This is a genomic window from Sphingomonas adhaesiva (assembly GCF_036946125.1).
GTDB classification, from domain to species: domain Bacteria; phylum Pseudomonadota; class Alphaproteobacteria; order Sphingomonadales; family Sphingomonadaceae; genus Sphingomonas; species Sphingomonas adhaesiva_A.
Window position 1 is genome coordinate 2,510,696 of record NZ_JAQIJT010000002.1, and the last position, 11,886, is coordinate 2,522,581.

At 69.4% G+C, this 11,886-nt stretch carries 8 protein-coding genes; 4 read left to right on the forward strand and 4 right to left on the reverse strand.

The window, feature by feature from the left end:
• The first annotated feature begins 10 nt into the window (after nt 1-10).
• The 4 genes from PGN23_RS18055 to PGN23_RS18070 are packed head-to-tail and all read left to right on the forward strand — an operon-like array spanning nt 11 to nt 3,950.
• Nucleotides 11-1,375 (forward strand): LLM class flavin-dependent oxidoreductase, encoded by a 1,365-nt coding sequence (locus tag PGN23_RS18055; RefSeq protein ID WP_335304484.1) that lies wholly within the window; start codon nt 11-13, stop codon nt 1,373-1,375.
• Nucleotides 1,372-2,334: an aliphatic sulfonate ABC transporter substrate-binding protein gene (locus PGN23_RS18060; protein ID WP_335304485.1), complete on the forward strand. Its 963-nt coding sequence runs from the start codon at nt 1,372-1,374 to the stop codon at nt 2,332-2,334. The genes PGN23_RS18055 and PGN23_RS18060 overlap by 4 nt, the downstream gene beginning before the upstream one ends.
• Before the next feature lie 10 nt (nt 2,335-2,344).
• Nucleotides 2,345-3,208: an ABC transporter permease subunit gene (locus PGN23_RS18065; protein ID WP_335304486.1), complete on the forward strand. Its 864-nt coding sequence runs from the start codon at nt 2,345-2,347 to the stop codon at nt 3,206-3,208.
• A 1-nt stretch (nt 3,209) separates the two neighbouring features.
• Nucleotides 3,210-3,950, forward strand: a complete 741-nt coding sequence (locus PGN23_RS18070) for an ABC transporter ATP-binding protein (protein WP_335304487.1) — start codon at nt 3,210-3,212, stop codon at nt 3,948-3,950.
• A 219-nt stretch (nt 3,951-4,169) separates the two neighbouring features.
• Here the strand turns inward: PGN23_RS18070 and PGN23_RS18075 are convergent, their stop codons facing one another.
• The 4 genes from PGN23_RS18075 to PGN23_RS18090 form a co-directional block, all read right to left on the reverse strand.
• Nucleotides 4,170-5,102, reverse strand: coding sequence for a TauD/TfdA dioxygenase family protein (locus PGN23_RS18075; RefSeq protein WP_335304488.1), 933 nt, complete (start codon nt 5,100-5,102; stop codon nt 4,170-4,172).
• Nucleotides 5,103-5,292: 190 nt separating this feature from the next.
• On the reverse strand, nt 5,293-5,841 hold the full coding sequence (locus PGN23_RS18080; protein WP_335304489.1) for a hypothetical protein: 549 nt from the start codon (nt 5,839-5,841) through the stop codon (nt 5,293-5,295).
• Entirely contained in the window at nt 5,841-6,527 is a 687-nt protein-coding gene (locus PGN23_RS18085; RefSeq protein ID WP_335304490.1) for a hypothetical protein, read from the reverse strand. Before PGN23_RS18085 ends, PGN23_RS18080 begins: the two co-directional genes overlap by 1 nt.
• 63 nt (nt 6,528-6,590) lie before the next feature.
• Entirely contained in the window at nt 6,591-11,732 is a 5,142-nt protein-coding gene (locus PGN23_RS18090; RefSeq protein ID WP_335304491.1) for a beta strand repeat-containing protein, read from the reverse strand.
• Nucleotides 11,733-11,886: the final 154 nt, after the last annotated feature.

The window sequence follows — 11,886 nt, forward strand, 5'->3', positions numbered from 1 at the left end:
GAGAGACCGCATGACCAAGCGTACCGACCAGATCCGCCTCGGCGCCTTCCTGATGGCGACCGGCCACCATGTCGCCGCCTGGCGCCACCCGCGCGCCGCCGCCGACGCCGGGGTCAACCTGGAGCATTACGTCAGCATCGCGCAGAAGGCGGAAGCCGCGAAATTCGACATGATGTTCCTGGCCGACAGCCAGGGCGGCTGGGTCGACCGCAGCGCGCCCGAGGCATTGGCGAGGACTGCGCAGGGGGCGGGGTTCGAGCCGCTGACCCTGCTGTCCGCGATCGCCGCGCGCACGCAGCGCATCGGCCTCGTCGCGACCGCGACGACGACCTATTACCCGCCGTTTCTGCTGGCGCGGCTGTTCGCCTCGCTCGACAATGTCAGCGGCGGTCGTGCGGGGTGGAACCTCGTCACCTCCGCCGCGGCGGCGGAGGCGCAGAACTTCGGTCTCGACCGGCATCCCGAGCCCGAGGCGCGCTACGCCCGCGCGGAGGAATTCGCGCGCGTCGTGAAGGGCCTGTGGGAAAGCTGGGAGGACGACGCCTTCCCGCGCGACCGCGCGGCAGGATGGTTCGCCGATCCGGACAAGCTCCATATCCTGAACCACAAGGGCGCGCATTTCTCCGTCGCCGGCCCGCTCAACGTGCCGCGCTCGCGCCAGGGTCACCCGGTCGTGGTGCAGGCCGGATCGTCGGAGCCGGGGCGCGAACTGGCCGCCGCCACCGCCGAGGTGGTCTTTACCGCGCATCAGACGCTCGACAGCGCCGCCGCCTTCTACGCCGATGTGAAATCGCGGATGGCCCGCCACGATCGCCATCCGGACACGCTCAAGATCATGCCGGGCGTCATGGCCGTGGTCGGCGACAGCGAACGCCACGCGCGTGAGAAGTACGAGGAATTGCAGGCACTGGTCCATGACGAGATCGGCGCGCGCTTCCTGGCGCGCACGTTCGAGGACGACCGGCTGCTCGACCACGACCCCGACAAGCCCCTCCCCGACTGGCTCGAGGTCGACGGCCGCAAGAGCCGGCCGGCGCTGTTCCTGGAGCTCGCGCGGCGCGAGAACCTCACCGCGCGCGAACTCCACCTGCGCGTCACCGGCGCGCGCGGCCACTGGACGATCTTCGGCGATGCGGGACAGATCGCCGATCAGCTGGAGGCGTGGTTCGACGGGCGCGGCGCCGACGGCTTCAACGTGATGCCGCCGCACCTGCCCGACCATCTCGACGACTTCATCGCGCACGTCCTGCCCGAGCTGCGCCGCCGCGGCCGCTTCCGCGAGGATTATGACGGCGACACGCTGCGCGAGCATCTCGGCCTGCCCTTCCCGCGTCATCCCGCCAGCCGGGTCGCGCTCGCGGAGGCGGCGGAATGAAGCGGCGCACGCTGCTCGGTGCCGGAGTGGCGCTGCTGCTCGCGGCCTGCGGCGGGGGTGGCGACGCGGGCCGGGGCATCACCATCGGCGTCCAGAAGGGCGGCGTGCTCTTCGTCGCGCAGCAGCGCGGCGAGGTCGCGAAACGCCTCGCCGCGCAGGGCATCGCGCCGGTCAAATGGGTCGAATTCCCCTCCGGTCCGCCGCTGATCGAGGCGATGCGCGCCGGCTCGGTCGATCTCGGCGCGGTCGGCGACACGCCGGTCGCCTATGCGCAGGCGTCGGGCAGCGACATCGTCTATGTCGCGACGCACAGCTTCCCCAGCAGCATCACCGGCGGGCTGATCGTGCCCAAGGGTTCGCCGATCCGCGCCGCCGCCGATCTCAAGGGCAAGCGCCTCGCCTTCACCAAGGGCTCCGCCAGCGAGCTGAGCGCGGTCGTCGCGCTGAAGAAAGCCGGGCTGACGCTGAGGGACCTCACTCCGGTCTATCTCGCCCCCGGCGACGCGATGACCGCCTTCGCCAACGGCTCGATCGACGCATGGCTGACATGGGACCCGTATCGCGCGCTGGCGCAGGAGCGGTTCGGCGCGCGTGAAGTGCCGATCGACCGCGCCGGGCTCGCGGCCACCAATTTCACCATCGCGCGCGGTGCGCTGGTCAGGGAACGCCCGCAGGTCGTCGTCGCCACGCTCGACGCGCTGCGCGACGAAGCGGCCTGGGCGCGCGCGCATCTGCCCGAGGTAGAGAAGCTGGCGTCCGCCGCGACTCGCCTGCCGCCGGCGGTCCAGCACGCGATGCTGGCGCGCTATGGCGGCAATGCCTTCGCGATCGATCCGGTCAGCCCCGCCGACATCGCCAACCAGCAGCGCGTGTCCGACTATCTGACGCAGGCCGGCGTGCTCGACCGCAAGCTGGACGCCGCCGCGGCGGCGTGGACCGGCTGGAAACCGAAGAGCTGAGGAGACGATCATGGCCAGTCTCGCCCCCGACGTCCGTCCCCCTGCCGCCCGCGCCGCCGACCCCCGCGCCGTATCCGCCCGCGCCGCCGCCGCGCGCGCGGACGCGTCGCTGCTCGCGCGGTCGCGCTGGACGCCGTTCGTCCTGCCCGTGCTGCTGCTCGCCGCGTGGCAGCTGGCCTCGATCACCGGCGCGCTTCCGTCGACGATCCTGCCCGCCCCCACCGCGGTCATCGACGTCGGGTGGGAACTGCTGCGCGACGGTACCCTGCTCGCCAACCTGGGCGTCAGCGCGACGCGCGCGATCACCGGCCTGCTCGCGGGCGGATCGATCGCGCTCGCGCTCGGCTTCGCCACGGCGCTGTCGCCGGGGTTCAGGCGGCTGGTCGACCCCACGTTGCAGGCGGTGCGCACCATCCCGCACCTGGCGCTGATCCCGCTCGTCATCCTGTGGTTCGGCATCGACGAGGGCGCGAAGGTGCTGCTGGTCGGCTGGGGCGTATTCTTCCCGCTGTATCTGAATACCTATCACGGCGTGACATCGGTCGATCACGCGCTGATCGAGATGGGGCGCGTCTACGGCATGAGGCGATGGACGCTGTTCCGCCGCGTGATCCTGCCCGGCGCGCTGCCCTCGATCCTCGTCGGGCTCCGCTTCGCGCTCGGCGTCATGTGGCTGACGCTGATCGTGGCGGAGACGATCGCGGCCAATTCGGGCATCGGCTACATGGCCAATCAGGCGCGCGAGTTCAGCCAGACCGACGTCATCGTCCTCGCCATCCTCGTCTATGCCGCGCTCGGCAAGCTCGCCGACACGCTCACCCGCCTCGCCGAGCGGCGCTTCCTGCGCTGGAACCCCACCTATGGAGTCCGCTGACATGGCCACCGTCCACACGCTCGCCCGCGCCACCGCCCAAGGCGGGGCGTCGGTATCGATCAGCGGACTGTCGCTGTCCTACGGCGCCAACCGCGTCCTCGATGCGCTCGACCTGACCATCGACAGCGGCCAGTTCGTCTCGATCGTCGGCCGCTCGGGCTGCGGCAAGAGCACGCTGCTGCGCGCGATCACCGCGCTGGAGACGCCCGACACCGGCGGGATCGAGACCGATCGCGCGCGCACCCGCGTCGTCTTCCAGGAACCGCGCCTGCTGCCGTGGAGCGACGTGCGCGCCAACGTCGAGGTGGGCGCGGACGGCGACGCCGCCGACCGCCGTGCCCAGGCCGATGAGGCACTGGAGCTGGTCGGACTGTCGGACAAGGCCGGCGAGTGGCCCGCGCGGCTGTCCGGCGGCCAGCGCCAGCGCGTCGCGCTCGCCCGCGCGCTCGTCAGCCGCCCGCGCCTGCTCCTCCTCGACGAACCGCTCGGCGCGCTGGATGCCTTGACCCGGATCGAGATGCAGCGGCTGCTGGAGCGGGTCTGGCTGCGGCAGGGGTTCACCGCGCTGCTCGTGACGCACGACGTCGCCGAGGCGGTGGCGCTGGGCGACCGCGTCGTGATGATGGAACACGGCCGCATCACCCGCGACATCGCCGTGACCGCCGAACGCCCGCGCCGCCATGCGGACGCGGCGCTGGCGCGGGTCGAGGCGGAGATATTGGGGCAGTTGCTCGCGGGCTAAGGGAGTTTTCCCCGCGACCGCGACCGCTCGGCTACGGGCGTCGGGCTGGCGGCGATGATCGACGCATCGACGTAGTGCGCGCCGGAAAAGCCACCAGCACCACCTGACGCGGAGACGCGAACGTCGCCGCCCGCGCTCCCGTCGTCGAGACCGGATACCCCCGGTCCCCGACCGATGGCAGGGACCGGAGGGAAATCCATCAGCTACGTAGCGCGGCGGTCACTCCGCCGCCTCGAGCAGCGCCTCCGGCTCCGGCCGGATCGACCGGCTATGGCGCCCGTCGATCGACACCGGCACGTCCCCTGCAATCGTCACCCGCCGCACCGTGCGGCGCTGCGTCCCGAAATCGGCGGTGGCGCGATGCTGGGTCGCGCGATTGTCCCAGATCACGACGTCGCCCTGCCGCCACCGCCAGCGCACGACATTTTCCGGTTGCAGGATATGGTTCTGCAGAATCTGGAACAGCGCCAGGCTGTCGGGCTGGCTGAGTCCGACGAAACGCTGCACGAAATGCCCGAGCACCAACGTGCGCTCGCCGGTGACGGGATGGATGCGGACCACGGGATGCTCGGTTTCGTACACGGTGCGCGCGAAGACCTCGCGATGGTAGCGGATCCGATCCGCCGAGGACTCCGGCTTCACCGCGGCATAGTCGTAGGCGTTGGAATGGATCGCCCACAGATTGTCCGCCAGCCGCTTCAGCGGCTCGGGCAGGTCGTCATAGGCGGCGGCCGTGTTCGCCCATTGGGTGTCGCCGCCGGCCTCGGGAATGGTCACGCCGCGCAGGAAAGAAGCGGCGGGATAGGCTGCCACGAACGTCACGTCGGTATGCCACGAACTGGCGGCACGGCCATCGGTCGAATCGAGATCGAAGATATGCTGCGTTCCCTGACGCACCGGCACGGTCGGATGTGAGACAGGATCGCCCAAACGCGCGGCGAACGCCTCCTGCCCGGCATCGTCGAGCTGATGCTGGTCGCGGAAGAACAGCACCTTGTGGCGCGCGAGCGCGGTGCGGATCGCATCGAGCGTTACGTCGTCGAGATCGTCGGACAGCGTTACATTGCGTACCTCACCCCCGATACGGCCCGTCACGGGCAGAATGTCGAGCGGGCTGGCCGGGTCGGCGAAATTCACGGGTTGGCTGGTCATCGTTCGTCACCTCCAATCCCCATCCTTCCGATAGACATTGGGAAAGGCGACGCAGTTGCGCTTCCAAACGGCGAAGCTCAGCTTTGACGTCAGGCATCGGGAAACCGAGCATGCCGACGACCGCCGCGGTCATCGCCGACAGCGTACACTCGATTTCGACAGTGGCGGCAGTACCGGCAGACGGATGGCGTCAGCGCGGTGGCGCGGCCTGGCAGCCGAGTTGCTGATACTGCGTCATCAGCGCACCTGCGCGCACCGCATCCTCCCCCTGCGCGCCGGTGTCGGCGAGCGCGGCCATCACGTCCGCCGATGGCGCCGTCGATGCGACAGGCGGCGTACCCCGCGTGGCGCGCCCGACCGCCGGACCGACCAGTTCCGCACCCGGGACGATCATGCCCAGGAGAGCTCCTGCCACCCCTGCCGCGACACCGGCACGACGCTGCGCCTCCATCGCGTCGCGCTGCGCCTGCTGTTGCGCCATCATGCCGGCCATCGCCGCGTTCATCGCGGCGCTGCGCGCGACGAGGCGCGCGTTGAGCGCGTCTATCTCGGCGGAAACCGCGGTGCACGTGGGGGCGGACTGCGCACGGGCACCGGCTGTCTGGCCGACCAGCCCGCACGCGCACGTGACGGCGATCAGGCAGGCGACGGTTCGATACCGTCGCAGCGGCGGCGACCGACGGCGCTGACGCTCGGCCCGGGCGAGCGAGACAGCGGCCATATCGGCGACTCCCAGCATCACCGGCCCCCCATGCCAGCCGCCGCGGTCGGGGTGGGCGCGGAATCGAGCGGCGGGGGTACCGTCAGGTCCGCCTTCCGCCGGACGGCAAAGCTCTTGTAGAGGTTGGCACCGTACAGCTTCTTGTAGCTCAGCATCACGAAACCGTTGACCAGCTTGTCCTCCGTGTCGTCACGTTTCGCCCCCGATCGCCCCACATCGGCCGCGAGCGAAATGAGTCCGCCGAAGGGCAGGAACGACGTGCCGATGTCCGCCAGGCTCAGCATGCCGTCCGCGGCAGAAAACTGCGTCGCGTCGTCGGACGTGATCTTGTGCTTGGCCAGGATCCTGCCCGACGCGGACTCGACGATCTCGATCCGACCGGCGAGCTTGTTCTCGTTCGCGCCGGCAAACAGCCCGACCAACGGCAACCCGGCGGCGATCGCCTTTCCGGCCGATTTGGTCTTCACCTTGTCGACCACGATCCGCAGCGTCGCTGCGGTCAGCCGTGGGTCGTAATATCCCGCCTCGCGCTGCGAGGCGACGGTCAGGCGATCCTTGATCCGCGAGCCGTCCGCGATCCTGGAGGCGACCACCACCACGGTGGTCGCGATATGGTAAGGCGCCGGCGACGGTGCGGCGGCGACAGGTGCGGCCAGCGCGAGGAGCGACAAGCTCGACGCGACGACGGCGCGGTGGTGAAACATGGTCCCGATCCTTTACGGTAAAAGCGGGGCCGGCGCGGGGCGCGCCGCGCCGGCCTGCGGCCATCAGAGGAAGAAGTCGCCGCCGAGCAGGGTGTGCGTCCCGGTCAGGGTGATCGCGAAGTCCGCCACCGCGTCACCGTTGACGTCGCCCATGATCGTGGTCCTGTCGCCCGCCACCTCGTAGCGCAGTTGCCCCGCCTTGCCCGAGAATCCCGCGGTGCCCAGGAAGGTGAACGCCTCGTTCGCCGCGTTGCCCGCCACCGCGTCGATCCGGCTAAGGTTCAGGCGATCGCCGGTGGCGAAGTCGAGCACCTGATCGCCGTTCGCGTCGCTGGCGGAGGTGAAGAGGAAGCTGTCGTTCCCCGCACCGCCTTCCATCGTGTCCGCGCCGGCACCGCCGATCAGCGTGTCCACGCCCTCGCCACCCAGCAGATAGTCGTCGCCCGCGTCGCCGGAGAGCAGGTCGTCGCCGTCACCGCCGATCAGCAGGTCCTTGCCGTCGCCGCCGTAGAGCAAGTCGTTGCCGCCATAGCCCTGCAGCGTGTTGGCGCCCGCATTGCCGCGCATCACATTGGCGACGTCGTTGCCCGATGCGCGGATATCCGCGGTGCCCGCCATCGTCAGGTTCTCGATATTGTCCGCGATGCTGCGGGTGACGGTGGTGATGATGGTGTCGATACCCTCGCCCGCCTCCTCGCGCAGCTGGTCCCCGGCGTCGTCAACGTAATAGGTGTCGTTGCCGGTCCCGCCATACATCGTGTCCGCCCCGGTGCCGCCGTTGAGGATGTCATTGCCCTCGCCGCCGAACATCAGGTCGTCGCCGGCATTGCCGAGCAGGCTGTCGTTGCCGCCGTTCCCGATCAGGACGTTCCGGTGCTCGTTGCCGATCAGCTTGTTGTCGCCCTCGTTGCCGTCGCCGCGCAGTGCACCGCCCATCAGCACCAGGTTCTCCAGGTTGCTGCCGAGCGTATAGCCCAGGTACGACTTGACCGTGTCGATGCCGCCGTCCTCGAGTTCGAAGACCACGTCCCCGCTCTGGTCGACGATATAGGTGTCGTGCCCCTTGCCCCCATCCATCACGTCGGCGCCCAGGCCGCCGTCGAGCAGGTCGTTGCCCTCGCCGCCGATCAGCTCGTCGCTGCCCGCGTTGCCGAACAGGCTGTCGTCGCCGTCGTAACCGCTGAGAATATTGTCCTCGCCGTTGCCGATCAGCTTGTTCGCGGCCGCGTTGCCATGGCCGATCACCGCCCCGCCCAGCAGCGTCAGATTCTCCAGATTGTCGGCCAGCGCATAGTCCGACAGGTACGAACGGACGGTGTCGTTGCCGGCATCGGCCAGCTCGACGACCTCGTCCCCGGCCTCGTCGACGACATAGGTGTCGTTGCCGACGCCGCCCTCCAGCCGGTCCGCCCCCGCGCCGCCGTCCAGCGTATCGTCGCCCTCGCCACCGATCAGGCGGTTGGACAGCGCGTTGCCGGTCAGACGGTTGGACAGCGCATTGCCCGCGCCGACCACGGCCGAACCCGCCAGCGTCAGATTCTCGATATGGTCGCCGAGCGCATAGTCGATGGCACTCACGACCGTGTCGTTGCCCTCACCCTCACGCTCGATCACCCGGTCGCCCGCCTCGTTGACGAAGAAGGTGTCGTTGCCGGTCCCGCCGTCCATCACATCGGCACCCGCCCCGCCGTCGAGCGTGTCATGGCCCTGGCCGCCCTCCAGCCGGTTGGCCAAGGCATTGCCCAGCAGGCGGTTGGCCGATGCGTTGCCCGTGGCCGCGATCGCCGCCCCGATCAAAGTGAGGTTCTCCACCTCGCCCGACAGCGTGTAGCTGACGCTGCTGAGGACCGTATCGGTGCCCTCGCCGGCGCGCTCGACCACCTCGTCCGCCGCATCGTCGACATAATAGATGTCGTTGCCGATGCCGCCCTCCATCCGGTCGACGCCGGTGCCGCCGTCCAGGATATCGTTGCCCTCGCCGCCCAGCAGCAGGTCCCGGCCGTCATAGCCGTACAGCACGTCATTGCCCGCCATCCCGCTCAGCGTGTTGGCCAGCGCATTGCCCTTCAGCGAGTTGGCGCCGGCGTTACCGACCCCGCTCGTGGCCGCGCCGGTCAGGACCAGATGCTCCACGTTCGCGGCCAGCTGGTAATCGACCGAGGCGAAGATCGTGTCGGTCCCCTCGCCGTCCAGCTCGATCGCGCGGTCCCCGGCGTCATCGACATGATAGGTGTCGTTGCCCGTCCCGCCGTACATCGCATCCGCGCCCGCGCCGCCGTCGAGCCGGTCGTGGCCCGCGAAACCGTAGAGCGTGTCCGCATTGCCCGTCGGCAGCGGCTGGCCCGGCAGCGCCTTGGCCGGGGTGATGACGTCGTTGCCCGCGGTGCCGTTGATCGTCACGCCCGTCACCTTCGGGGTGAACGTCGCGGTGCGCACGTCGTAGGTGCCGTCGGCGAAGTCGAGATAGTGGATATCCGCCATCCGGGTCATGCCCGTGCCCGACGATACCGTGTCCTGGCCCTGCGAGTAGCCCAGCGTGTAGGTCGCGAACGCCCCGCCGAACGACGCGCGGTTGGTGCCCGTGCCGCCATAGATTGTGTCGTTGCCGAGCCCGGTGATGAAGACGTCGTTGCCCTCGCCGCCCAGCAGCGTGTCGTCGCCCGCGCCGCCGTCCAGCGTATCGTCGCCCTTGTTGCCGTGCAGCGTGTCGTTGCCCAGCCCGCCGCGCAGGATGTCGTTGGCGTCGCGACCGTAGAACACATCGTTCTTGTCGCCGCCGATCACCTCGTTACCGAGCGCGGAGGTGGTCACGACCGCGCCGCGCTTGCCCTCCAGCTCGTCCGACAGGTCCAGCGTGCCGCCGTCCGCCAGCGTCAGCACCACATCGCTCGTCCGGTTGGTGTCGCTGACCGCGATCGTGTCGAACGCCTCGAACTGAGCGACCGTGCCGGTGATGCCGTAACCGCTGGTGCCCAGCGTCTCGACATTGCTGATCGTCATGCCGGTGATGTCGCCATAGGCATACAGGATGTCGCTGTCCGCGCCGCCATCGACCCTGCCGACACGATGGTCGCCGACCGCGATCGTGTCGGCACCCGCGCCGCCGTCGATGTCCAGCCGCCCGCTGTCGTCGGTGATCGTGTCATCGCCCGCACCGCCCAGGACGATGTCGTCACCCGCGCTGCCGTTCAGCGAATCGTTGCCATCGCCGCCGTCCAGCGTGTCGTTGCCGCCCCCGCCGCGGATCAGGTCGCGCCCCGCCCCGCCGCGCAGCACGTCGTTGCCGATGCCGCCGTAGAGGCTGTCGTTCTTGTCGCCGGCGGTGATGTCGTTGCCCAGCGCCGAGGCCTGCACGGTGACCGCACGCTGCCCCGCCAGCTCGTCGCTCAGGTCCAGCTTGCCACCGTCGGCCAGCGTCAGCGTCACGTCGCTCTGCGGGTTCGCCTCGTTGGTGAGGATCACGTCGAACGCATCGAGCTGCGCGACCGTCGCGGTGATGCCGAACCCGCTGGTGGCCAGCACCTCGACGTTGCGGATATCCAGTCCGGTGAGATTGCCGGGCGCGTACAACGTGTCGCGATCCGCGCCGCCGTCGATCACGCCGACACGGCCGTCACCGATACCGATGATGTCGTTACCCGCGCCCGCATCGATGTCCAGCCGCCCGCTGTCGTCGTAGATCGTATCGTCGCCCGCACCGCCCACGATGGTGTCGTCGCCGGCATTGCCGTTCAGCAGGTCGTCCCCGTCGCCACCGTCGAGCACGTCGTTGCCGCCATGCCCGAAGATCGTGTCCCTGCCCGCACCGCCGCGTAGCGTGTCGGTGCCGGCGGCGCCGTACAGCGTATCGTCCTTGTCGCCCGTGATGATCTCGTTGCCCTCGGCCGACGCCGTGACGAGGGCGGCGCGCTTCCCGTCGAGTTCGTCGGACAGGTCGATCCGGCCGCCGTCGGCCACCACGATGGTGACGGAACTTTGCGGGTTCGCCTCGTTGGTGACGATCACGTCGAACGCATCGAGCTGCGCGACCGTCGCGGTGATGCCGAACCCGCTGGTGGCCAGCACCTCGACGTTGCGGATATCCAGTCCGGTGAGATTGCCGGGCGCGTACAACGTGTCGCGATCCGCGCCGCCGTCGATCACGCCGACACGGCCGTCACCGATACCGATGATGTCGTTACCCGCGCCCGCATCGATGTCCAGCCGCCCGCTGTCGTCGTAGATCGTATCGTCGCCCGCACCGCCCACGATGGTGTCGTCGCCGGCATTGCCGTTCAGCAGGTCGTCCCCGTCGCCACCGTCGAGCACGTCGTTGCCGCCATGCCCGAAGATCGTGTCCCTGCCCGCACCGCCGCGCAGCGTGTCGTTGCCGGCGGCGCCGTACAGCGTATCGTCCTTGTCGCCCGTGATGATCTCGTTGCCGTCGGCCGACGCCGTGACGAGGGCGGCGCGCTTCCCGTCGAGTTCGTCGGACAGGTCGATCCGGCCGCCGTCGGCCACCACGATGGTGACGGAACTTTGCGGGTTCGCCTCGTTGGTGAGGATCACGTCGAACGCATCGAGCTGCGCGACCGTCGCGGTGATGCCGAACCCGCTGGTGGCCAGCACCTCGACGTTGCGGATATCCAGTCCGGTGAGATTGCCGGGCGCGTACAACGTGTCGCGATCCGCGCCGCCGTCGATCACGCCGACACGGCCGTCACCGATACCGATGATGTCGTTACCCGCGCCCGCATCGATGTCCAGCCGCCCGCTGTCGTCGTAGATCGTATCGTCGCCCGCACCGCCCACGATGGTGTCGTCGCCGGCATTGCCGTTCAGCAGGTCGTCCCCGTCGCCACCGTCGAGCACGTCGTTGCCGCCATGCCCGAAGATCGTGTCCCTGCCCGCACCGCCGCGTAGCGTGTCGGTGCCGGCGGCGCCGTACAGCGTATCGTCCTTGTCGCCCGTGATGATCTCGTTGCCCTCGGCCGACGCCGTGACGAGGGCGGCGCGCTTCCCGTCGAGCGCATTGGTCAGGTCAATCTTGCCGGTGTTCGCCATCGTCAGGGTGACCGTGCCCGCCGGATTGGCGGCGTTGATGGCGATCGTATCGTAGGTGGCGAACTGCTCGACGGTCTTCGTCACGCCATAGCCGTCGGTATACAGGACGTTGCTGCCGTTGGTCACGGCCGTGCCGGCGATAAGGGGCTTCTTGCTGCGCATCTGTCTCTTCCCGTGTGCGAGTGTCCGGGAAGCTGCCGGAGCGCCGCTCCCCCCTTGAACGACACCGGCCTATCGTGCGGCGTGGGGCGATGGGGGGACGTTGCGACCGCGGCGACGCGCGGGCGACGGATGCGACGAAACCGCGACGAAACCG